Source organism: Acetobacterium sp. (assembly GCF_041752335.1).
Lineage (GTDB): Bacteria > Bacillota > Clostridia > Eubacteriales > Eubacteriaceae > Acetobacterium.
Genome location: NZ_JBGSHG010000048.1, coordinates 23771 through 47551, shown reverse-complemented (window position 1 = coordinate 47551; position 23781 = coordinate 23771). Strand labels below are relative to the sequence as shown.

At 47.8% G+C, this 23781-nt stretch carries 24 protein-coding genes and 1 riboswitch; of the genes, 9 read left to right on the top strand and 15 right to left on the bottom strand.

What is annotated here, in order from left to right:
- Positions 1-59 precede the first annotated feature (59 nt).
- From ACEW8F_RS06450 to ACEW8F_RS06430, 5 genes are all read right to left on the bottom strand, one after another.
- Positions 60-2123, bottom strand: coding sequence for an HD domain-containing phosphohydrolase (locus ACEW8F_RS06450; protein ID WP_373482650.1), 2064 nt, complete (start codon positions 2121-2123; stop codon positions 60-62).
- 353 nt (positions 2124-2476) lie between these two features.
- The gene (locus ACEW8F_RS06445; RefSeq protein WP_373482649.1) at positions 2477-3076 is read right to left on the bottom strand and encodes a transglutaminase domain-containing protein; all 600 of its coding nucleotides are present in this window, start codon (positions 3074-3076) and stop codon (positions 2477-2479) included.
- A gap of 65 nt (positions 3077-3141) precedes the next feature.
- Entirely contained in the window at positions 3142-3441 is a 300-nt protein-coding gene (locus ACEW8F_RS06440; protein WP_373482648.1) for a hypothetical protein, read from the bottom strand.
- A gap of 342 nt (positions 3442-3783) precedes the next feature.
- Entirely contained in the window at positions 3784-3933 is a 150-nt protein-coding gene (locus ACEW8F_RS06435) for a hypothetical protein (protein ID WP_373482647.1), read from the bottom strand.
- A 192-nt stretch (positions 3934-4125) separates the two neighbouring features.
- Positions 4126-4611 (bottom strand): flavodoxin family protein, encoded by a 486-nt coding sequence (locus ACEW8F_RS06430; protein ID WP_373482646.1) that lies wholly within the window; start codon positions 4609-4611, stop codon positions 4126-4128.
- 335 nt (positions 4612-4946) lie between these two features.
- Here ACEW8F_RS06430 and ACEW8F_RS06425 point away from each other — a divergent pair, with 335 nt between their 5' ends.
- The 7 genes from ACEW8F_RS06425 to ACEW8F_RS06395 all read left to right on the top strand — a co-directional run bounded on the left by ACEW8F_RS06425 (position 4947) and on the right by ACEW8F_RS06395 (position 12324).
- Complete coding sequence (locus ACEW8F_RS06425; protein ID WP_373482645.1) at positions 4947-5525, top strand: TetR/AcrR family transcriptional regulator; 579 nt, start codon at positions 4947-4949, stop codon at positions 5523-5525.
- The gene (locus ACEW8F_RS06420; RefSeq protein WP_373482644.1) at positions 5522-6274 is read left to right on the top strand and encodes a lysostaphin resistance A-like protein; all 753 of its coding nucleotides are present in this window, start codon (positions 5522-5524) and stop codon (positions 6272-6274) included. The genes ACEW8F_RS06425 and ACEW8F_RS06420 overlap by 4 nt, the downstream gene beginning before the upstream one ends.
- Before the next feature lie 106 nt (positions 6275-6380).
- Entirely contained in the window at positions 6381-7277 is an 897-nt protein-coding gene (locus ACEW8F_RS06415) for a helix-turn-helix domain-containing protein (RefSeq protein ID WP_373482643.1), read from the top strand.
- Between the two features lie 107 nt (positions 7278-7384).
- Positions 7385-7819 (top strand): pyridoxamine 5'-phosphate oxidase family protein, encoded by a 435-nt coding sequence (locus ACEW8F_RS06410; protein ID WP_373482642.1) that lies wholly within the window; start codon positions 7385-7387, stop codon positions 7817-7819.
- 269 nt (positions 7820-8088) lie between these two features.
- The gene (locus ACEW8F_RS06405; protein WP_373482641.1) at positions 8089-9147 is read left to right on the top strand and encodes a DUF3089 domain-containing protein; all 1059 of its coding nucleotides are present in this window, start codon (positions 8089-8091) and stop codon (positions 9145-9147) included.
- A gap of 179 nt (positions 9148-9326) precedes the next feature.
- Entirely contained in the window at positions 9327-10016 is a 690-nt protein-coding gene (locus ACEW8F_RS06400) for a PolC-type DNA polymerase III (protein WP_373482640.1), read from the top strand.
- Between the two features lie 274 nt (positions 10017-10290).
- The gene (locus ACEW8F_RS06395) at positions 10291-12324 is read left to right on the top strand and encodes a diguanylate cyclase (protein WP_373482639.1); all 2034 of its coding nucleotides are present in this window, start codon (positions 10291-10293) and stop codon (positions 12322-12324) included.
- Between the two features lie 155 nt (positions 12325-12479).
- Here ACEW8F_RS06395 and ACEW8F_RS06390 read toward each other — a convergent pair whose 3' ends face one another.
- The gene (locus ACEW8F_RS06390; RefSeq protein ID WP_373482638.1) at positions 12480-12986 is read right to left on the bottom strand and encodes a hypothetical protein; all 507 of its coding nucleotides are present in this window, start codon (positions 12984-12986) and stop codon (positions 12480-12482) included.
- A gap of 284 nt (positions 12987-13270) precedes the next feature.
- Positions 13271-13354, top strand: a riboswitch (cyclic di-GMP riboswitch).
- Positions 13355-13432: 78 nt separating this feature from the next.
- On the opposite strand from ACEW8F_RS06390, the gene ACEW8F_RS06385 reads away from it, so the two are divergent.
- Positions 13433-14470 (top strand): stalk domain-containing protein, encoded by a 1038-nt coding sequence (locus tag ACEW8F_RS06385; RefSeq protein WP_373482637.1) that lies wholly within the window; start codon positions 13433-13435, stop codon positions 14468-14470.
- A gap of 292 nt (positions 14471-14762) precedes the next feature.
- Positions 14763-15131, top strand: a complete 369-nt coding sequence (locus tag ACEW8F_RS06380; RefSeq protein ID WP_373482636.1) for a hypothetical protein — start codon at positions 14763-14765, stop codon at positions 15129-15131.
- Positions 15132-15300: 169 nt separating this feature from the next.
- Here ACEW8F_RS06380 and ACEW8F_RS06375 read toward each other — a convergent pair whose 3' ends face one another.
- The 9 genes from ACEW8F_RS06375 to ACEW8F_RS06335 all read right to left on the bottom strand — a co-directional run bounded on the left by ACEW8F_RS06375 (position 15301) and on the right by ACEW8F_RS06335 (position 23650).
- Positions 15301-16161, bottom strand: a complete 861-nt coding sequence (locus ACEW8F_RS06375) for a ketose-bisphosphate aldolase (protein ID WP_373482635.1) — start codon at positions 16159-16161, stop codon at positions 15301-15303.
- A complete protein-coding gene (locus ACEW8F_RS06370) occupies positions 16151-16567 on the bottom strand; it encodes a DUF1667 domain-containing protein (RefSeq protein ID WP_373482634.1) in 417 nt (138 codons plus the stop codon). The genes ACEW8F_RS06375 and ACEW8F_RS06370 overlap by 11 nt, the downstream gene beginning before the upstream one ends.
- Positions 16564-17889: an NAD(P)/FAD-dependent oxidoreductase gene (locus tag ACEW8F_RS06365; protein ID WP_373482633.1), complete on the bottom strand. Its 1326-nt coding sequence runs from the start codon at positions 17887-17889 to the stop codon at positions 16564-16566. Before ACEW8F_RS06365 ends, ACEW8F_RS06370 begins: the two co-directional genes overlap by 4 nt.
- Positions 17886-19343, bottom strand: coding sequence for an NAD(P)/FAD-dependent oxidoreductase (locus ACEW8F_RS06360; RefSeq protein WP_373482632.1), 1458 nt, complete (start codon positions 19341-19343; stop codon positions 17886-17888). Before ACEW8F_RS06360 ends, ACEW8F_RS06365 begins: the two co-directional genes overlap by 4 nt.
- 94 nt (positions 19344-19437) lie before the next feature.
- Positions 19438-20196 (bottom strand): SDR family NAD(P)-dependent oxidoreductase, encoded by a 759-nt coding sequence (locus tag ACEW8F_RS06355; RefSeq protein ID WP_373482631.1) that lies wholly within the window; start codon positions 20194-20196, stop codon positions 19438-19440.
- A gap of 159 nt (positions 20197-20355) precedes the next feature.
- Positions 20356-21855, bottom strand: a complete 1500-nt coding sequence (locus tag ACEW8F_RS06350; protein WP_373482630.1) for an FGGY-family carbohydrate kinase — start codon at positions 21853-21855, stop codon at positions 20356-20358.
- Between the two features lie 289 nt (positions 21856-22144).
- Positions 22145-22699 (bottom strand): glycerol-3-phosphate responsive antiterminator, encoded by a 555-nt coding sequence (locus ACEW8F_RS06345; RefSeq protein ID WP_373482629.1) that lies wholly within the window; start codon positions 22697-22699, stop codon positions 22145-22147.
- Between the two features lie 101 nt (positions 22700-22800).
- Positions 22801-23076 (bottom strand): hypothetical protein, encoded by a 276-nt coding sequence (locus tag ACEW8F_RS06340; protein ID WP_373482628.1) that lies wholly within the window; start codon positions 23074-23076, stop codon positions 22801-22803.
- Positions 23077-23083: 7 nt separating this feature from the next.
- On the bottom strand, positions 23084-23650 hold the full coding sequence (locus ACEW8F_RS06335) for an alpha/beta fold hydrolase (RefSeq protein WP_373482627.1): 567 nt from the start codon (positions 23648-23650) through the stop codon (positions 23084-23086).
- Between the last annotated feature and the right edge of the window lie 131 nt (positions 23651-23781).

Sequence of the window (23781 nt, the reverse complement as noted above, 5' to 3'; positions counted from 1 at the left end):
TCAAAACGACCTGCCGGCGTTTGTTTGCACAAGTTAAGCGTTCCTGGCTCCGGGGTTCATTAGCGATAGTTGGGGAGAAGGTTGTTGCCGCCTTTACCAAAATTGCTATTCTGTGGCATCACCTTGTTCACAAAGGCTGCGACGATTTCAGGGTCAAAGTGGGTCCCGGAACAGCGCTTCAGCTCGTCAATGGCTTCATCTTTGCTACATGCTTTTTTATACGATCTTTCGCTGGTCATGGCGTCATAGGCGTCAGCGACGGCGATTATTCGCGCTTCAATCGGTATTTCTTCACCTTTAAGGCCATTGGGATAGCCACTTCCATCCCATTTTTCATGATGCCGCAGGACAAATTCAGAAACTTCTGAAAAATCAACTGTGGTACTTAATATCCGCCAGCCTGCTTCGGGGTGTTTTTTGATCGCGGCCCATTCGTCATGATCCAGACTTCCAGCCTTATTGAGGATTTCTTCTTTAATGCCAATTTTTCCGATATCATGGACCAGACCCGCGATTCTTATTTGATTGACATCATCCTTGATAAAATTCATTTTATCAGCAATCGCTTCGCAAATTGTGCTGACACGATTTGAATGCTTTGATTCCCGATCGCTTTTTTCAAACAATGTATTCATGATCAGATCGATCGTTTTACTCCTCATGCTAGTATGCTCATATAGTTTTTGGGTGTACATATAGTTTTCGGCGCTTATCACTGTTTCCAAAAGCGATTGCTGGTGAGTGACTTTCGTCGCAAACCCAAACGAAACCGAAAGTTCAATCGCATTGACCTTTGTTTTTGAGATCATATCCTTGATGTGCTCAATGATTTCAATCGCTGCAGCCGTATCGGCATTGGGTAAGATCACCACAAACTCGTCACCCCCGAGTCTGGCGATGATGTCCTCCGGTCGACAGGCTGTTTGGATAATCTCCGCGGTTTTTTTAAGATAATCGTCCCCGACTTGATGGCCAAAAGAATCGTTGATAATTTTTAAGCCGTTGATATCACCCATGATAATCGTTGTCGGAAGTTGCTCTTCTGTATCCCGACGAGTGATTTCCTCTTCAAAGAAGCGACGGTTATATAGACCGGTTAGCTGGTCATGATAACTCATATACATCAGTCTTTCCTGGTTTTTCTTTTGCTCGGTAATGTCTGAGACCAGCACCGCAAACTGACGCTTTTTAGGTGAATACGTGTAGGTCGCATAATAGCGTCCGGTTGTTTCCAAATAATTCTCATAATAGCTTGGTACGCCGGTCAGCGCAACGTCACCAAAAATGTCAATCCAGTATTTTTCAACTTTAGGCATCACTTCGGTGATTTTTTTGCCGATACACATTTCCCTGGTTACCCCTAATAACCGGGTATAGCTGTCGTTAATATCAAGAAAAACATAATCAACCGCTTTGCCGTCAGCATCGGTGATAATTTCATGAAGCGCAATTCCCTGACTCATGGCGGTATAGAGCAAGCGGTATTTTTCTTCACTTTCTTTTAGCAACGCTTCGGCCTGTTTGCGTTCAGAAATGTCCTGGGCTGCTCCCCAGAGCGAAATAATCTTGCCACTCGGATCTTTATTCGCCTCGCCCCGCACCCACATCCAGCCACTCGAGCCGTCTGCTTTGATCGTTTCCAGTTCCAGTTCATAGGAAATTCCGAATGTTCTGGTGGACTCCAGGGCGGTTGACAGTTTAGCCCAACTTTCCGGGGTAAATAACTTCATATGTTCGGTGTAGGGTGGGGGTGGAATGGACGGGTCAAAACCATACATCTTGTAAAGCTCGTCCGACCACACCACTTGATTCGTCTCGATATTTAGTCGCCACGTGCCGATGTGCGCAATCCGCTGGGATTCCAATAAATCCTTCAAATACAATTCCTGCTGTTCTTGATGCTGCTGGCGTTCCGTTATTTCCTGAACCATCTCCGTGATGTGAATTGTTTTCTTTTTCACGAGCGCTTGCAGATTCTTATTGGTCATATATAATGCAGCTTTGGTCTTAGTTAACGCTTTTCTTTGTTCTAAGGTATATCTTAACTTCTCAGCTGGGGTTTGGTTATCCGCAACAATGAGGATTTCAACAGGTATTTTAGCTGTATCGGTCTTGGTATTCATTTTTCAGCACCTCTTTTCGCGCCGAATCGACAATCCTTGGGGCAACAAAAATTAGGTAGATATCTTAGTTTCTCGATGATAATCCTGTCATTAACTATTTCTAGATACATCACATTCTCCTTTTAAGCAATAAAGACGATATCGATAATTATTACAACAGCTCTCAATATAACATACCCATACTTTATTAAATGTCTCATTTTTTTCACACAGCGATAAAAAAACAGCTCCCCATGTGTTCCCCAGCTTACTGATCGCCTGAAAAAAAAACCCTGGCAGATTATCTGACTGGGGCTCATTTTAATTAATGACATATTTTTAAGTTAAGTGTGGCTGACACCCGGACCCAGGCATTATCCTAACAGATCCGGTTTCTCATGGAGTGTATCCGGGATGTTATCAATGATATCCTGAAGACATCCGGCCTTTTCCAGCATCTGCATGGTGGGCTGATGGGGATTGGTGTAGATTCCCGGCCAATCGTACTCGTCATACTCCAGGCGGTTCGGAAAGGCCAGGATTGGTTCGGTCAGTGAAAACTGCGCCTCAACACCAGCTTTGTTCCCCCTGGCGTCCAGCCTGATCCAACGATTTTTTAAATAGACGGCATTATAGGCATGGACACAATACCCCAGGGAGTCGTCGTCAGCCAGGGTAAGATGCTGAAAACAAAAGCCGCTGGGGATCGCCTGGGATCGCAAAAGGGCGGCCAGTAAATTGGCTTTGGCATGACAAATACCGGTTTGGTGAATCAGCACATCCGAAGCCTTTGCCGTAATCACCCGGGCATTGCAGTCAAACGAATGGGGAATTTCATCCCTGACAAATGCATAGGCCACGCTTGTCTTTTCAACATCATTCATCGCCGCAGTAAATAACTGCTGTGCTTTATGCTGGATGGCCATATGATGAAAATCTATCATGTCAGTTGCTAATAAAAAATTTTGCGTCATTCTTAGTTTCCTTTCACGTTGTTCTGAGCCTGTCATAGCCATCGTCGGATTATTCCCTATCGATCTCACTCTTTGCCGACCCGCTGATAAGCCAGCCGTTCGGCGCCATTCTTGAGATAAATCAGGCCACAATAGGTGAAGCGATTTTTAGCGAGGACATGCTGCATGACGCGGTTGTCCCGATGGGTATCAATCCGAATATTGGGATTGATTTTTTCGCACCAGTTAAAAATCGTCCCGGTCAATCCGGCCACATTGCCGGCACTGGCCAGTCGATGCATGGCAACATATGGGGCATCATTTAACCACTGGCCATCAAAAATCCGGTCATAGTCGGAGTCCCCCTCCCGCAGCAGTACAAACACCGCCTCGATCCGGCCGTCAATTTCACAGACATAACTGATTTTTTTTTGATGTCGTCCACAATCAGGCTCTGTTGAGGATGACCATTAACCCACTGATGGGGGTTTCCCGTCGCCGCCATCAAGCTACGGGCATGGCTGTAAATTTCTGCGATCACCGGGATGTCTTCTGTTTGGGCATGACGAAACTGCACTTTTTGTTCCTCATCATCATTTTGCAATACCGGGTTGGGTTTTATATTGGGCATGTGATTGACCTCTCTTAGTCAGCGAAGAATATCGTCCATGGATTATTTTTTTGAACAGATTATCAAATTATCCTTTACTATGTGTTAAAATCTCACTTCATCTCTGGGAATGTTCGCCAAAACCATGGACAATCTGGACAATCCCCCGGGGTTTGCGAATCGGCTTGTAAATCCAGGCCTGACTCGGGAAAAAATACGCAAAATGCTTTTTATCGATCGTACCGCGTGCTAAGATTAAGGTTTTCAAAGGATTCGACCACGGAGAACTGTGTATCGGAAATCCCGATTTATATATTACCGAAGTGACCAAATTTTTAATTGAGTAGGAGCAAGTGGGGGCGTCAAATATAACAGCAAATCGAAAGTTTAAGTTAAGTGTGCTGACACTGGGGCTTTATTTTAGCCAGCTTTTTCAATAGCTGGCTGGGTCGCAGAACTGTCAGTCCGGCAGCACCAGCGCATCGATCTGATCAAAAATCACTTTTTCCGCTGCACAGTGGCCCATTTTCCCGCCAATGAATGCATGGGTTCCGATGACCTGTCCGTTTCGCTGTTTAACCGCCGCGGCAATATCCTGATGAACCTTGTCACTGTTTCGCAGATCGGCAAATTGCTGAAAGGTGATGATGGTAACCCGTTTTCCTGAAAAATCGGCGTGCTCAAGAAAGGTATTCATCGCCGGCACGGCATTGCTGGCCCAGATCGGCTGCATTAAGTAGACATCCGTTGCGTCAGTGATTTCATGCCAGGGATTGCCATGGAGTTTTGATCCTTTTTTAAAAAGCGCTTGTAAAAAATTTCCTTTTTGCTGCTCCTGCAGTTCAATTACCTTACAACCAAGACGCTCATTTAAGCGCTTTGCACCACTTCTGGTATTGCCATCTTTTGAGAAAAAGACAATAACTGCTTGATTCTCGCTTCCCATATTGTTCCTCCTGTAAAAATAATAACTTCTCGGCAGTCTGATAATCGCTGAGACTCGTCAATTTCTGCCACTATCGAAAAAAAGAGTATCGGCACAATCAATAATCGTATATCCAATTGAAGCATCTTTATCCTCCAGTTTAGTTGTCGCTGCGGATTTCATTTTATCATTTACAGGAACCTCTTTTCAACGACTTTGGTTAAAATAACTACGCCATTATTTTTATAAGATTTTTTCTATTGACAAAAGTATCTCCAGCTTGTAAAATATAATATATCACTTGATATGTATCGCGCGTTACATATCATGCAGTACTTTTGAAAGGAACGCATACAATGCCGCCTAAAATTAAAATCAAAGAAGACGCTATCCTCGATGTGGCGCTGGAAATTACCAGAAAATCCGGCATCGAAGGTTTAAATGCCAGAGAGATTGCCAGAATCCTGGGGTGCTCCATTCAGCCGGTTTTTCGGACATTTCAAAATATGGATAACTTAAAAAAGGCACTTTATCAAAAAGTCGGGGAATATTTTAATACCTATATGCTGGCGGGTATGAATCACCGCATTCCCTTCTTAGGGATGGGCCTTGCTTACATAAATTTTGCCACCGAAGAGAAAAACCTCTTTATGCTGCTGTTTATGTCCGAATCTATTACTGTTGACAGCCCCATGGACATGATTTCCGGTGACGATAATCTAGAAGTGATTGAGCTCATTGCCGGGATGACAGGGTTAAATCACGACCACTCAAAAAAACTCTATGTCGATATTTGGCTGTTAACCCATGGGATCGCCTCGCTGGTAGCAACTAATCATTGTCAATTCAGTCATGAAGAAATCGAAACGATCCTGATGGATGCGTTTAAAGGCTATTTAAATTTATTTACGAAGAAAGAAGAGGAACCATCATGAAACTATTTTTTTCAAGCCGTCACCCCTTACGCAGTGCCATACTTTTAGGGCTGCTGCCGATTTTGTTTGCCACTGCCGCTGGCATCATCAGTGTCGTTATCGGGTTCAATGAGACCCAAACCCTGATTGCCCAAACCCTATCCTTTGGGATCTCAATTCTGCTGGGACTGCTGCTGGTTGCCCGGTCAAGACTAGGATTTGAGGCCTTTGGGTTCCAGGGCTTGGACCGTAACAGCACCCCTGTTGTCCTGTATTTTCTACCACTTTTAATTGCTGAACTGCTGCCTTTTCTGAATGGCTTTGATCTGAGTCTTTCACTTTCACAAGTCGGACTTTTATTTATCTTTGCGGCTGTGGTCGGGATCAACGAGGAATTATTTTTCCGGGGCTTAATGTTTAAAATCCTCGCGACCAAAGGCGTGAAATATGCCGTCATTGCCTCTTCACTGTTGTTTGGCATCGGCCATGCCTTTACCGCCCTCAGCGGCAGCGACCCCCTTTATGTCGTGATCCTGATTATTTTTGCCGGACTGTTCGGTCTGATCTGTGCTGAAATTGTAGTGCTTACCAAAAGTATTATTCCGGTGATTGTCTGGCACGGCCTCCACGATTTCATCGCCAATATCACGTTAGACGCCGGGTCTACCCTTAATATGACACTGCTGATGGTCCAGACGGTCATCCTCTGTCTGTACGCCGTATTCTTATGGCGCAAACTACACTTTGAAAAAGTCGAGTCCCTCGCTTAAAACCAGATATTCCAGTTCAGGCATTTGGCTATTCTCAACACTGTCATAGCCCTTTAGCTACAGGCGTTTTAAATGCCTGCAATATAATAATTAATAGGTGAGCGCGATGAAAAAAAACATTTCTAAAAATGAACTCGCAAAGATTCAGGAACTCGTCGGTAAGGTTTCTGCGGAAGATTTGAAATATGTTGATGCCTTTGTTTCCGATTGCCTGGGGATTTTCATCCCTAGCGTGGGCTTCTGCCAGTACGCCATCCGGGCCGGGCATACCCACCCATCCTATTCATTCGTGGTTTTTTTCACGGAGGAACAAAATTTTCTAAAAACCGCCATCACCCTGCCGGATGGGCATTATCTGGGGGCGTGTTTATCACCGGATATTCCTCATCAGGAAGAAGAGACTGACACCTTCACCCGTTATGCGGCACTATTTATCGATCAGAATTTTTTTAAGCGGCTGCGCCTGGATTATATCACAACTCAACCGACTCAGCCCTATTTCTGGCTGCAATTTCCAGTCTCACCGGATACCATGACCGATATCAAACGGTTTATCGATCAGTGCGACCGTCCCGAAAGAGCTGCTCGACCCTTCCTCAATGCACTGGCAGAATTGATCACCCATGGGCTACTGCGCGGTTTATATCAAGACGACGACCCGAGTCAGCAGGTGGCAGCAAAACTAGACGTCGCGGCAATCATTGATTATATGGAAGACCATTTTAGTGAAAAGCTGACCGTCGCAGCCCTGGCCCGGAAGATGGGACTCTCCCCATCCCAGTTCACGCGGCGCTTTAAACAAGAAACCGGTTTTTCCCCGATGGACTATTTTCTGGGACTGCGCATCAAAAAAGCTCAGAAACTTCTTCGCAGCGGATCAAAAACCATGACTGAAATCGCCCAGGATTGCGGCTTTGGCAGCACCGCTCATTTTTCAGCTACTTTCAGAAAACACACCCATCTTAGCCCCACCGACTACCAGCAGCTCTATCAAAAAACATAACAGCCGGATCTTGCAAAGCGATGCATGTATTTTGAAAGCAATCATCTTAATTTATCGCTATAGTATTCATAAGAAATTAAGACAAAAATTAAGATGAGGTGATTAAAATGAACAAACAGGAAATGTTAGAATTGATGAGTCAGAACCCGGCCTTTTATCTGGCCACCGCGGATGGAGATCAACCCCGGGTCCGCGGCATGCTGCTCTATAAAGCCGATGAAAATGGGATTGTCTTTCATTCAGGAACCATGAAAGACGTCTACGCGCAGATCAGTAAAAACCCCAAGGTCGAATGCTGTTTCAATGATTTTAAGACCGGACGGCAGTTGCGGATTAGGGGAAAATTAGAAATTGTCAATGACAATGCCCTCAAAGACGAAATTGCCAGCCATCCCAGCCGGGCTTTTTTAAAACCCTGGAAGGAAAGCGGCGAGCTGTCAGATTTTTATCAGACCTTTGCGGTCTTCAGAATGACCGATGGCATTGGCGTAACCTGGACAATGGACACCAATTTCGCACCGAAGGTAGATGTTGCCTTATAATAAGGTTAATAAAAAAGTAATTTAAACAATCAAAGTCGGGTGTTGAACCCGACTTTTTTTAGGTGCTGTTTTATGTATTCAATCTTATTTTTGACTGGTCTGGCCTCGAAACGCTTTTTCATTGTTTAAACAAATGCCAAAGTTTTTCTCAACCAGAAGTATTTAATCCTTGTTTTTGCGATTATTCCTCTATACATTTTACGCATTTTCCACTATACTGAAAACGATAAATTATTATTATATTCAAATCAAAAACAAAGGAGAACAACATGAAAAGAAAAATAATCTTATCCATTTCCCTGGCCCTGATCATCGGCAGTCTGGCCATTGCCGGATGTACCACCGCCAAAAAAGATGGGGCCCAGACTGAAACCTCAGATGCCATCGTCCCCACGGATTACAGTCAGAGTGCCCACTGGCTCAATGTTCCCACCGAAATAACCAAAGAGGTCGATGTCTTCTACCTGTACCCCTCCGCCTGGGCCAAGGTGAATGCCGATGATCCGATTATCTGCGAAATCGATAATCCGGTGATGCTGCAGGAGTCCCAACTGGCCTTCGACCGCCAGGCCACCGCCTTTGAAACCTCGGCCAATATCTTTGCCCCCTACTACCGTCAGGATGACGCCGGCTCCACCCTGGCCATGGACGTGGACGAACAACAGGACATTGTCAAAGGCGTGCCGCTGACTGATGCCACCGCCGCCTTTGAATACTATCTCGAGCATTACAACAATGGTCGCCCCTTTATTCTGGCCAGTCATTCCCAGGGTTCCAACATAATGATCTATATTCTTCAGGATTATATGAAAGAACACCCGGATGTCTACAAACGGATGGTTGCCGCCTATGTCCTTGGCTATTCGATCACCGATGACTACCTGGCCGAAAACCCGGAACTCAAATTTGCCACCGGTTCCGGCGACACCGGGGTTATTATTTCCTACAACACTCAGGCCCCTACCATTGAAGGCACGGATGGGGTGGTACTGCCCACCGCCCGGGTGATCAACCCAATCAGCTGGACGACTGCAGAAACGGTGGCACCAGCTTCCGACAATCTTGGTTCACTGCAGTTAAATGCCGATGGATCAGTGGTTAAAAATGCCGATGGCACCCCTTTAAAGGTGATGAACTTTGCTGATGCCCAGGTCGATAATACCAAAAATGTCCTGATCTGCAGCACCGTCGATGTTGACAAATATGCACCGGGCGGCGGCACCTTTGGCCGGGGCGTTTTCCATACCTTTGATTTCCCCTTCTACTATTTCAATATCCGCGCCAACGCTGAAGAGCGGGTAGCGAACTACCTGAAAGAACATAAATAGACCCACATAAAAATAAATAAAACGCAATGCTGCGTCGACAGCATTGCGTTTTTTTTATTTTTTGTCATTTTTTTGATTTGTTATGAATAAACACCGTCGAATTGGTTATAAAGATAACGCAATACAAAAATTAGAGCGACTATTTACAAAAAGAGAGTAACTTGTTAGGAGAATAACCGATGAATAAATATGGAACCCTCAGAGAAAAAAAAGGCAACAGCCTGATTCAATTTCCGGATAATTACGTCATCATTGATATTGAAACCACCGGATTCAGTCCCCGGAACTGCGAAATCATTGAGATCGGCGCCGTCAAGGTCCGTGATAATAAAATTATTTCGGTTTTTCAGATGTTGATTAAACCGAAAAACCCTATCAGTTCTTATATCAGCAATCTGACTGGTATCACCAATAACATGCTCATCGACGCCAACCCCATTGCGACGGTACTGGACGCTTTTGTTTCCTTTGCCGGCAATAATATTTTGATTGGCCATAAGGTTAATTCCGACGTAAATTTTTTATATGATCACTGCAAAACCAATATCGACTATGATCTGACCAATGATTTTATCGATATCCGGGAGCTGTTTCGCGAACGGCAGCGTTCGGTTCTCAATTCGCAGCTGACATCCCTGTGTGAAAAATGCGCCATCCAGAACACCAATGCCCACCGGGCCCTTTCGGATTGTCTGATGGCTAACAATCTCTACCAGGCCTTAAAATTTCACAATGGCTCGATTGCCTGTGTGGAAGAACTGGATTCACTGATCCTGGCATCGGAGTTTAATCACAAATATTCCCCCTATAAAAAAAAATGTGAGCATCTGTCCCCAAGGACTGAACGTTATACCCGGGTTTTTTTATAATTAACCGTTCTCATTTTTTATTATCTCCATCAATGCCGCGGCACTACACCGCCGTGGCTTTTTTTAAATTGCCACCACTGTTTCGCCTTCTCCTGAACCCTTATCTCCCCGCCACATTTTTTTACTTTCTTTCATAATCCCTCAAAAAATGGGTATCTATGTTATAATTATTTTGTTATCATTCTAGTAGTATTTCGTGCTATTTGATGTGGTACCGGTCGACCCGCTCAACCGACTCTTTAAAATTTGCCAGCATCCGGAAAGGAAGGTAATCATGAAATTTCGCAATCTTTCCATCAAATTCACGGTGATGATTTTGCTCATCGGCATCGTCACGCCCATTTATTTTCTTTTTGCGGTGATCAATTACAACAGCATCCGTAACGGCATTTTGAACAATACCCAGCTGGCTGTCAAACAGACCCGGATCAATATCGTCGATACCATCATCAGTACCGAAAAAAGCTATGAGCTGGTGTCCACCTATTACGATGGACTGATGGCTGAGAGCCTGCAGCAGTTTAAGGCCGCCTACGAAGCCAGCGGTGGCGATGTCGCAGCCATCGATCTGGAGGCCATCAAGCAAACCTTCCAGGGCAATCTGGATCTTTATATTATCGATGAAAACGGGGTGATCATCCGCACCACCTTCCCCACGGCCCTGGGCATCGATTTTAAAACGGTGCCGGATTTTTTTAAGACCCTCACCGCCCTGCGACTGGGCTCTGTCCCGGAAATCTCCCATGTCACCACCGATCTCAATACCGGCGAACTGCGCAAATGGGGTTACATCCCCACCGCCGACCATCGTTACGTGCTCGAGGCGGGGATCTCGCCAGGGGCGCTTTCCCAGTACGTGACCCAGCTCAACTATACCGATATGGAAAAAAACGCCCGGGACAACAATCCCTTTATTGCCGAGATCAAAGTATATGACAAACAACATATGATTTTGGGCCGCGACGCAACCGAAACCGATGAAGCCCGAATCGCCATCATCGATGGGGTCATTAACAGCGGTGTGGACCATTCTATCATTGGTGATGACGAGCTGCTGGATCAGGAATACATCTATGTGAACACCTTTCCCGGAGGCATGAACGACTCCCAGAAGGTCATTGCCATCACCTATAATTACGACACCATCATCCGCCAGATCAACGGCACCCGGATCTCCACGATGCTGGTCTTTCTGGTTTATACGGTTTTTAGCCTGTTATTGATTTATTTTCTGGTGACCCGAACCCTCACCAAACCGCTGATCCGCCTGACCAGTCGGATTAAAGCCGTGTCCGGCAACAATCTGGATTTTGAGATGCCTGTCACCGGCACCAATGAAATGGGACAGCTGGCCCAGTCCTTCAACGATTTGTCGCAGAAGCTGAAGTCCACCCTGGTGACCAAAAAATATCTGGAAAATGTCATCGATTCAGTGGGCGATATTCTGATTATCATGGATCAGGATCTCAAGATCAGCCGGATCAACCAGTATACCCGACTTTTCCTGGGGAGACCCTGCGACGTTATCATTGGCGAATCGATTGCTACCCTCTTTGACAGCAGTTTCACCCTGCAGGAACTGCAAATCAAACTGACACTCACCCCCCATCTGGAAAACCTGGAAGGAACAATAGTCAAAGAAGGCGGCCAGAAAACCAGCGTCATCGCCTCGATCTCGGCCTTTCGGGGTGAGGATGAGACGATCAACGGCTATATTTTAAACGCCAAAGACATCAGCAAAACCAAAAAGATCCTTAAAAAACTGGAGGAATCCAATCTTAATCTGAAAAAGCAGGAATCGATTCTGCTGGAGCAATCCAATACTGCTGCGCTCACCGGCGCCAGCAACCGGGGCTGTATCTTCAGCATTCTGGAAGACATCCACGCCAACACCCCCTTGCTTTATGCCACTTTCACCGTCATTATGATTGACCTCGATCATTTCAAAGCCATTAACGACCGCTTTGGTCATCAGGCCGGGGACGCGGTGCTGGTCGAAACAGTGCGGATCATGCTGGCGAACCTGCGCAAGACCGATTTTCTGGGACGCTATGGCGGCGAAGAGTTTTTGATTGTGATGCCGGACACCACCCTCGATGAAGGCTATCGGATGGCCGACCGGATCCGCGTCAAAATTAAAGACACCCGCTTCTACAACAATACCATCGATCTGACCATCAGCGGCGGCATCGCCGAATGGGATCACAACAGCATCAGCGAGCTGATCGAAAGTGCCGACCGGTTGCTCTACCAGGCCAAAAAATCCGGCCGCAATACGATTCTGCGCCAGGAAAAAGTAAGCTTGTAGTAAGCGTAGTTTAAAACCGGTAATTGCGAAAGTGCCGTGAGCTTCGGGTTCAGTTTCACAAATACCCGGCAATTCAAAAAAGAGAAAGGCCAGGGGCCGATTCTCTTTTTGGGGTTCTTTTTATTCAGCTGAAAGCTATTTAAAATTCAGTTTGATTATTTTACTCTTCGCTGGAAGGCAACCAAATGACTTTCTGAGGCCGTTTTCAGAGATTCAAAGGTGGATCGGACGGCGTCGGGCAATTCCTGGGCCAGAAAACGGTTGTACATATCAATGTTTAGAATCTCGGCCTGAACACCAATGGCATAACTTTCTTGCAGGGAGGCCGGCAACACCAGATGACTGGCGGCGTCATTCACCGGAACGGCGAAGCCGTTATCTTCAAACAAGGGAACCAGGGCAGCGATGTGCTTGGTTTCAGCTTTGATGATATTGGTATACGGTCGAACCGGCCCATAAATTTCGATAATTTTGGCATATTCTGCTTCGGCTGCATATTCATCCTGAATCGCATAGGTCAGCATTTCTTCCAGGGTCAGGTTGTCATCAGTCAGCGACCCGGCCGAGCCGAAGTCATTGCCTTCCGCCATCACAGCACCCATGGAACCCACTAAGGTGAAAGCCAGCAGCAAGACGGTCAATAATTTTGATAAACGTTTCATTTTACACATCTCCTTATGATTTTTTAGGCGTCTGCGAAACGGTTAATCGCTTCGTTGCGTCTTTTGTTTTTCTGAGCTTATCATAATATCGATCTGTGTCAATCCGGTGTCAGATCTCCTTCGGTTATTGCCGGAGGGAATGTTTTCAGTTTCTTTTAAGTAAGCCCGATCCGAACAAACCAGCTCTTTGGGAAGTAAATAATTTAGTTGATCCGGAATATTCAAAAACTTGAATTTTCCCTTGCAATCAGCAGCGATCTGATTTACAATGTAAACAATAACATCTCCGATAATGGCAAACCTGATGAAAGTCAGGGACGCAAAGCCACGGGTCTAAGGCATTTTGCTAAGACAGCCGGGTTGCCGAAGAGGGCGCAGTTTATTTGACTGTATGCCTTTTTAGGCATACAGTTTTTTTAATGGAGATCAATTGAAAGGAGTCTTTTATGAAAAAAAGATTTGTTCTCGTTTTGGTCCTGGCGCTGGCGCTTTCCGCACCGGCAACTGCTTTGGCTGCGCCAAAGAATTCAGACAAAAGCAACGGCAATCCGCCCCCCAAAAAAGACACAATTGTGGCCCCTGCGCCAGTACCAGTGGTGGTCCCGGTCGAAACCGGCACCCCTGACCCGACTGTTACTGATCCAGTCACTGAACCCGTTGATGATGGCATCACCGAAGTCACCAAACCCGGTAAAAAACCGGCCCAACCCCAACAGGTCTTCAAGCAGGAACTGAACGAACAGAAAAAAGAACTGACCCAGCAGAAAAGCGTTTTAGCTGAAGAAAAAGACGCCCTGGAAGCCGAAATGGCAACCCTCCTGGCGGCTGGCGATGCGGCCGGCGCAGCGGCACTGCAAGCCCAGCTGGACAGTCTTAATGCCGAACTGGACAGCCTCCAGTCACAGATTAAAGAGATTATCAATGAACGTTATATGGTGGTGAAAACCATCTATACCGATGCTGAACTGGCCCAGTTTGAAAATGTTGCGGCCCTGATTGAGCAAATGCAAGAAGATGCTAAAGCGCTGGATGCCGGCAGTGTCACCATCAACAATCAGCTGATCAAATTTGACGCCCCAGCTTACATTAAAGGCGGCGACATTATGGTGCCGATTAAAGCCATCACCGAGCAGCTGGAAGCCGATGTGGTTTTTGATGAAGCAACCAAAACCCTGACCATCACTAGAAACACCGCTGTGATCCAAATCACCGCTGCTGGCGTCACCGCCACCATTGATGGCAGCCCGGTGGACATCACTGATCGAGTTCAGGTAACCTGCGGCCGCACCTTTATTCCCCTGGATCTGCTGGCTGAAATCCTGAATCTTGATGTCAGCTACGACAGCGACAACGGCATCGTCGATGTCGATGATCCGGCCACTGAAACCCCGATTGATGACGGTACCACTGATCCAATCACTGAAACCCCGGTTGTTGAGCTAACTCCAGATCCCGTCGTACCGGAGCTGGAACCCGTTATTTAAACACTTATTCAACAACGAACTCTCGTAAAGGCAAGCTTGCCGATAAATTTTTTCTCCTTCTTCTGGCCAGCCTGAGAACTCATCTCAGGTTGGCCTTTTATTTATTTCTTATCTATTTCAGAATCATGTTTGAATCTTTTTTTTCGGGGTAATAAGATAATAGGATATGATCGGCTTTACAAATGACCTGAATCACCTTCGAAAATAAAACTGATCCTGTTCATTTATCAAAACGATTAAAACAAACGCATCATTGATTTTAATCAAAATAAAATTTTCAGGAGGTAGAAACATGGATAATGAAAAAAAGGGCGTTTACGGCAATGCCGAGGAATTTGGTACGAAAGATGAAAATATCAAAAGTGGTGTAGACCCTATTTATGGGGAAGCTGAAGAAGCTGCAAATGCGAATCGCAAAGATGTTCGCACGTTCATGGCTGATTCAGACAGTCATAACCCAATCACTGACACGCAAATCCGACACACCCCAGTAACACCCGATCAAACCGAAGGCGTTTATACGCAAGCTGGCGAATTAGCGGAAATAGAAAAAGTGTTTGAAGAAAACGAAGATGGCATTTATAGCGAAGCGGAAGATCTGGCCAGAAATAATGCTGCAGATATGCATAATTTTATGGCCGATTCAGATGGCAAAAAATAACGACTGACTTTTTATGTTGGTAATCATCCCGTGTAGATGCAAAATCAAGAACACCTTCGCCACGACCATCGATCCATTTGATGTGAGACCACAGTTTTTTGCAACTGTGACACTCACACCAAATGGATTTTTTATTTGCATACCGATACCACATCTTTAGCTGATCGCTTTAACCCTGAAACACCGCAATGGCCTGTTCCACATCGGCCTGCATGGCGACCCGGCCAATCTCGGCGATCTCATCGAAGCGCAGATCCCGGCCGGGGTTTTGAGAAAAATAGGCTCTAACCGCACGGCCGCCGGCCAGAGACATATAGGTGAAATAATTGATTTTTGAAATCCCGGCAACGATGGCTTTCTGAAAGTCCGCGGCATTGACGCCGGATCCGCCATGCATGACCAGCGGTACATCCACCAGCTTATGAATCGCTGCGATCCGGTCAAAATCCAGACAGGGTTCGGCCTCGTAAATACCGTGAGCGGTGCCAAAAGCAATCGCCAGCGCATCCACCCCGGTGGCCGCGACAAAGGCTTTGGCCAGCTCCGGATCGGTGTAGCATGCTTCCGGAGTCAGGATCTCCTCTTCGGGATCGGGAGCTCCCCCGCCTTCTGGTCTTAGCACCCGGCCCAGCTCAGCTTCTACTGATACCCCCAGATAATGGGCCACCCGGACAATTTCCCGGGTATTGGCCAGATTTTCCTCATAAGGCAGCCGTGACCCGTCATACATCACCGAGGTGAAACCCATTTTCATGGCGTGAAGCAGATAGCCCAGGTCTTCCCCATGATCGAGATGGACGCAGACTCCCACTTTTGCCTGATCAGCCAACCGGATCATCAGCGGGCCGATGACTTCCAGGGGAATCAGGCTTTCATGGATCTGGGCATGCATAATGATTACCGGTTGGTTTCGGGCCTCGGCCGCGGCGATTACCGCCTGAACGCTTTCCAGATTGGGAGTGTTAAACGCCCCGATCCCGTAACCATTCTCCTGGGCATCCTGTAGTATTTTACTAAGATTAACACGCATGGTTTTCCTCCTTGATACTCCGGCAGGCCACCACATTCACCCCGGTGCCGCAGATGTTCGGGATGATTACATCCCCCATCAGGCAGGGCCCGGTGAGCTTTATGGTGCGAATGGCGGCCATTGCCAGAGCGATATCTTTTTTGGGGATGGGGGCGGCGGTTTTCACCGGCAACAGACAGGCTTTATTGCCACATTCCACCATAACTGTACTGGTTAAGGTTCTTTCTGGTGTGGTGATCTCCTTTTGCGCAAACTTTTTGCCTCTTTTGCAGCCTTCTCCCTCCACACTGATCAGCATCCCCTGCTCTAAGTGAACGGTAATAATGCATTCCTTGGGACAGGTGGTACAGCATACTTTTATTTCGGTTTTATCGGATTCGTTATTTTTCATTTCTTGCTGATTCATTTTTTCACCTCCCGGACTGATACGATGATGGCTTGCTCTGCGCCACTTTGACCCTTCAGACCGTTAAGTCCGTTTATTTCGGCGGGGCTCAGCACCACCTCTTCCATCACACTGGGTTTAAAGGCCCGGGGTTTGCCCTGATAAAGGATCGTTGCTCCGGATTGAATCACGACCTCGGCCTGTTCTAAGGGTTTTCGCACCCTGAATAAAATCCGGACTTCTTTTGATGAAGGGCTGGTCAGTTTTGCCGGTACAGTATAACCGACATTCACTCCGGGACCCAGGGGGATGATTGTTTTGATTTTGGAAGGTGCGGTTGCGGCCAGTCTATTTTCACTGACCCCTACCTTCTGCTGCCGGACGTAATCAGCGGCAGCGATTCCAGCCTGTTCGGCTTCCAGGGTAACATTGTCGACCAGATCGTGAACATGGAGAACATTTCCGCAGGCAAAGATCCCCGGCTGATCCGTTTCCAGCGCTTGATTGACCAGCGGGCCGTTGGTTCGCGGATTCAGGCTGACCCCCGATTTCTGGGACAGCTCATTTTCAGGAATCAGCCCAATTGACAGCAGCAGGGTATCACAGGCGATCACTTCCCGGGTTTCTTCAATCACGGCCAGATTTTCATCAACCTGAGCCACTTCGATGGCTTCCAGATGGGGGTAACCGATGATATTTGTGACCGTGGTTGATAAATGCAGCGGGATACCAAAATCGTCCAGACAATTTTTAATGTTCCGGTATAGCCCATTGGCATAGGGCATCAACTCATAAACCCCCAGTACCTGCATCCCTTCCAGGGTCAGCCGTCTGGCCATAATCAGACCAATATCGCCAGAACCGAGAATAACAATTCGTTCTCCCGGTTTACGGTTCTCAATATTGACATAGCGCTGGGCCAGCCCGGCGGTGAGCACTCCGGCCGGCCGGGAACCGGGGATTTTTATCGCGCCCCGGGTCCGTTCGCGACAGCCCATCGCCAACACAATGGCTCCGGCCGAAAGAACCAGCATCCCCTCTTCATTGCTCGCTTTAACCTGATGATCCGGGGATAAATCGATAACCATCGTGTTTAAATAGACATCGATGCCAGCCGCCGCCACTTGCTTGATAAACAGCTCGGCGTATTCCGGGCCGGTCAGTTCCTGCTTAAAATAGCTGAGACCAAAACCGCTGTGAATACACTGATTAAGGATCCCCCCCAGTTCATCGTTGCGTTCGATGATGGCAACCGAAGCGCCCTTTTCGTTGGCTTTCAGGGCTGCTGCCATGCCGGCCGGGCCGCCGCCGATGACCACCACATCATAGGCTAACTGTTTCATTTCACACCTCCCTTCACCGTTCCACAAAGCAGTTGCGAGCCCATATCTTCCAGGCAAATATCAGAAACCGGCAACCCCAGCTCGCGGCTCAGAATGGCAATGACCTTGTACTGGCAGAAGCCGCTCTGACAGCGTCCCATCCCGGCCCGGGTGCGGCGTTTTACCGCATCCAGGGTGTGAGCCGGAATCACCCCGTGAATGGCGGCAATGATTTCTCCTTCGGTAACCGTTTCACAGCGACAGACAATCCGCCCATAGGCGGGATTCTGATGAATCAGGGCATCCTGCTCGTCAATGGACAAATCAGCAAAGACAGTCTTTTTGTCCCGGCAAGGATTATAATCCGGTTTTGGTTTCATTTCAAGACCGGCATTATCCAGCAGATCCCGGACCTGTTCAGCAATCGCCGGGGCCGAGGCCACCCCCGGGGACTGAATCCCGGCGGCGTGGATAAAGCCTTTAACGGTCTGGGATTCGGCGATGAAAAAATCATTGTTGTTGTCCAGCACCACCGGCCGCAACCCGGCAAAGGTGCGGATGATCTTACCGGCGTCGAGTTCCGGCAAAATCTTATGCACCCCATCGATCAGGACCTGAATCCCCGGCGCATAATTGTTGACGGCTTCCTTATCATCCATCATCGTCGCGGTGGAACCGACGATGGTGTTGCCATGAACCGTGGGAATGCAGGCAATCCCCTTGGTGTCCGGCCCGGGACAGGGAAACATCACCGTTTGGGGCTTATTGGCCATATCCTTATCTAATACCAGCAGATCCCCATGGCGCGGTTTCATCTGGTATTCGGAAATCCCCGCCAGCCTGGCCACAACATCGGCATGGTTGCCGGCGGCGTTGACGATATAGGAGCAGCTAAATTGCTGATCGGGGGTAACAATCAGAAAGCTACCATCCGCTCTTTTTTCAATCGCGCTCACCAACTGACTGGTCAGAATCTCCACGCCGTTGGCTTTGGCATTTTCAGCAAAGGCGATGGCCACCTCAAAGGGATCAACCACGGTGGCCGTAGGGGCGTAGAGAGCATGCTTTGCCTCAGTGGCCAGGTGGGGCTCGCGGTTGTGCATCTGCTCGGCATTGATAATGGCCAGATCTTTAACCCCGTTTTTAATGCCGAATTCCAGCTTGTGTTTTAAGACTGCTTCATCAACATCGGTAAAGCCAATCACAAAGATCCCCGGATTGATAATCCCGAAGTTCAGATCCTTGGCCAGTCGCGGATAAAGATTGGCGCCCCGGACATTGATCTTCGCTTTCAGACTGCCCGGGGTGGGATCATAACCCGGGTGAACAACCCCGCCGTTTCCTTTGGTAGCCCCGATCCCGATGTCGGTGCCCCGCTCCAGCAGGGCCGCTGTCAGTTGATATTTCGAACATTCATGGGCAATGGCGGTACCGGTAATACCGCCCCCAATGATGATGATGTCGTAATGATTCATTTTATTTTCCTCTCGTGAATGGTGTAAATATTTTACGCCGCTGTTAATGCCGGTTCGTAAAGGCGAACCGTGTTCGCCCGTCTTCAGGTAAACCCTACCGCATCAGCATCCCGCCGGTGGCATCGATGGTGGTGCCAGTGAGGTAGGAAGCCGGTTCCGAGACCATAAAGACGACGATGTTGGCGATGTCTTCCGGCTGGGCGACCCGGCCAATGGGAATCCGGCTTTCGTAATAACCGGGGTTGGCTTCGATCTTATCCCGGATCATGTCGGTATCGACCACCCCCAGGGCAATACCGTTAACCGTAATCCCTTTGGACGACAGCTCCCTTGCCATCGAAACGGTCAAGGCCACCATCCCGGCTTTGCTGGCTGCGTAGTGGGCATGGCCGGTGGTGGAACCGTTAAAGGCCGCCTGAGAATTAATATTGATGATCCGCCCGGACCGCTGCCTGGCCAGATTGATTTTGGCAAAATACTGGGAGGTCAGAAAGGGCGCCGTCAGATTCACATCCATGGTATCTTCCCAGTCAGCCAAGGGGATATCCTGAATCCAGCCGGTCAGCCAGATCCCGGCGTTGTTGATGAGAATATCGAGATCCCCCAGCAGCGCTTCGGCCTCCTTCATCATCACTTGAACATCATCGGCATTATTCATATTCGCCCCCAAAGGATAGGCTTTCACCCCCAAAAATTTGGCTGCTTCCACCACTTCCAATAATTCTTTCGATGATTTTCGGGCTGTGACCACCACATTAACCCCTTCCGCCGCCAACCCCAGAGCAATCGCCCGTCCCACCCCCCGGGAACCCCCGGTGATGATGGCGTTTTTTCCTTTTAGTTTTAAATCCATTTTCTTAGTCTCCCGGTTTTACATATTTGTGAATTAAGGTTCGTAGGGGCGGATAGTACCCGCCCGCATGCGTTTGTTTTGAGATTAACGTTTCCGGGCGATTGATAATCGCCCCTTGTATGATGCATTACATTCCTTGGTACTGGCGAACTGCCTCCCTTAATACTCGTCCCAGATTCCATCCAGGGCATTGATAACCTTCAGATAGCGGTTGTACTTCTTTTCGTACATGGCCTGCTTATCAGGGTTGGGAACCGCGGTAAAGGCGATTTCCACCATCACGTCCGAGGCCGCCTTGAAGCTTTCATAGGCGCCGGTGGCAACTCCGGCACAGATGGCCGCACCCAGCGCCCCCAGTTCAGTACATTCGGTGACTTCTATGGGTACCTGCAGAATATCCGCAAACATCTGCACCCAAACCCGGGATTTGGCCACGCCACCAGCAATCCGGATACTCTTGGGCGCTTCCCGGTATTTCAACAGCTTTTCAATATGATATTTATGACTGAAGACAATTCCTTCATAAACGGCTCGCAGCATATTATCGCGGTTGTGATAACTGGACAGCCCGACAAAACAGGCCTTGGCGTTGATGTTGACATTGCTGGCGTATAAAAATGGCAGGAATACCACGCCGCAGTCTTCATCGGCCACACAGTTAACGCAATTGTTTGAATATTCATAAACGTCCTGATCTTTTAAATCAATATCCCGGAGGATTTCGGTTAAAAACCATTCCAGATTGCTGGCCGAGGTGGGGCTCCCTTCCAGGATCATCCAATAGCCGGGGATCGGATATATGGAGGTCATAAACAGATCCTTGTCCACCACTGGTTTCTTGCTGATATATTCGTTGATGCTCCAGGTACCAGCCACCACGCACATCTTGTCCTCATCGGTGATCCCCACGGCCATCGCCGAGGCATGAATATCCATGCAGCCCCCGGCCACCGGGGTTCCTTCAGCCAGACCGGTCAGTTCGGCCACTTCTTTGGTGATGGTGCCACAGACTTCGCCGGAATAACGCAGTGGCGGCAGTTTATCATAAATGCTTTCAAGCCCCATATCGGCCAGCAGCTCGCGATCGTATTTGACGTCCCGGACATTCATCAGGCTGGAGCCGGACATATCGGCAATTTCCCCATAGGCTTCCCCGGTTAAACGGAAACGGATATAATCCTTACACATAAAGATCCAGCGGGTTTCTTCCAATACTTCTGGTTGATGATCCATAAACCAGCGCAGCAGGGTAGTCGGCTGTCCGGCAAAAACACTCTGCATCGTTTTCGGCAGGATCTTGTCATGGGTACCGTCATTCTGCCATCTGATCACGTATTCCCGGCCCCGGACATCGGTGGAGATCATCCCGTTGGTGGTTTGCGTGCCATCGGCCCTGACCAGATAAAGACCATTGCCGTGACCAGTGGCAGAAAGCCCAATAATCTCGCTGCCAGCGATGCCGGCTTTGGCAATCACCCCTTTGATGGCTTTGACATTGGCCTGCCACATTTCTTCCACATTGCGCTCGGTGAAGCCTGGTTCCGGCTGATACATGGCTGTTTTAGAACTGGAAATGGCCACCTCATTACCTGAAAGATCATACAGTGCCGCCTTAATCATGGTGCCGCCATTGTCCAGACCCAATAAATATTTTCCCATTTTGTAACCTCCAATTTGTTTAAATTTAAAATGATGTATTGATCGACGTTTGCAGGCGGGTAGTACCCGCCTGCCTGATGTTACTGTTTCACACGCTCCGGGCGACGGATTCGCCGCTGCAAATTTTTTTACATTACGCTGTCTGTCTTCCTTACTCAATACCCCCTTTTCTCACGAAGAAAAGCCCTGCTTAATAAATGCGACAAAATTCATCACATTTATTAAGCAGGACTCACACAATTACCATCCGGCACATTCTATTTTGTTTTATTATAAATCAAAAATCACCCTACCACAACGACTTGTCGCTAACCGTCAGGCCTTTAAAACCGCAAGCTTTGACCTTTTCCATCATTTCCCGGTCACGGATAAAACCACCGGCCAATAAGGGAATTCTTGCCACTGCCGTCAGTTTTTGATAACAATCCAGGGCCATAACCGCCGGTAACAGCTCGGCGCCATCCACCCGGGAACACTCAATAATTTTAAGCGCCGTCTCAAACGATCGCGAATCATGAAGAAAAAATCGCTGCAAGGTTACCAGACCACATTGTTTGGCCATCCCCAGCTTGCCGCTGTCGGTTGACATTACCCCATCCACATGGTAATAGTTTTTTAACAATTTCATGCCCACATGGTCTTTACCGAAGCCGCCCAGCAGCTCCAGATTGATAAGCGCCTTTTTATCCCTGGCGTGAACCAGTTTGACCAGCTCCTGCAGATTGGCAATATGGGCCTCGGTGAGCAAAACCACCTGAGCCTCACTGTTAAGGGCAATTTCTAAATCACCCAGCCTGCGGATGGAAGGAATAACCTGAAATTCTGAAAAATCAATCCAACTCATTTTATCTCCTCATTGCCTAGATCATAGCACAAGGGGAATGAAACCGTCAACATTTTTTTCAACGGTGATTGGCCCTGATTCGGATCGTGAATTGGGTGGCACTACTTATCTCTTAAAAACTCATTGACAATCGTTTTGTAAATCACCGGCTGTTCGATATGATGGAGATGCGCTGCGCCGGGTATCACTGCCATCGAGCCCTGGGGAAAGGCCATCTGAAAATCTTTCACCATTTTAACTCCGGCTTCATCATTGTCTCCACAGGTCAACAGCACCGGCACCGGGATTTCATCGAGCCGGGGCATCAGGTCAAACTGCTTGAGCTTGCCGTTAACACTGAACTCGCTAGGTCCCCACATCGTTAAATAAACATCCATATTCAGTTTACCAAATGACGCTATCCGGCCAGGGATCAAGGCGACAAAGATATTTTCTATAATAGGCCTCAGCGGCAATCTCATAGTCCGTCCCAAATTCCTGATTTTTTTCGGCTTCGATGATGATCTTCTGCATCGTTTCGGGGAGATTTGAAATGTTTTCCATGGCACATTCCTCCCACAGCGGGGTGCTCAGATAGGGCGCCGAAAGAATCAGCGCTGTGACAAACTGGGGCTGCTTGTCCAGCATATAGGCAGCACTGAGTCCGCATCCCCAGGAAAGCCCCAGCAAGATCACTTCACGAAGCTGCAAGCCCTGAATCACTGCATCCAGCTCGGAGACAAAGTATTCCAGAGAATAATCATTTTTGCTGTCTGCCTTTTCTGAGTTCCCGCCGCCCAGCTGATCATAAAAATAGACCGGCCGGTCGTCACTGAAGTCAGCAATCACATCCGGGATACTTAAAAATCCCGGTCCGCCGTGAACCACCAGCAGCGGCGTTTTTTTTAACGCTTCGCCATAAACCGAATACCAGATTTTCTTACCCTGATAACTGATATAATCTTCTCTCATATTGTATTCTCCTTGTTTCTTAGTGGCTTTATCATTGAATAAGTGCCGTGAGCTTCACGGCTGTTTAAAGTCTCGGTTTACACTTACCCATTTTTTCTTCAAATTAACGATCCGATCGAACGACTCGCTTG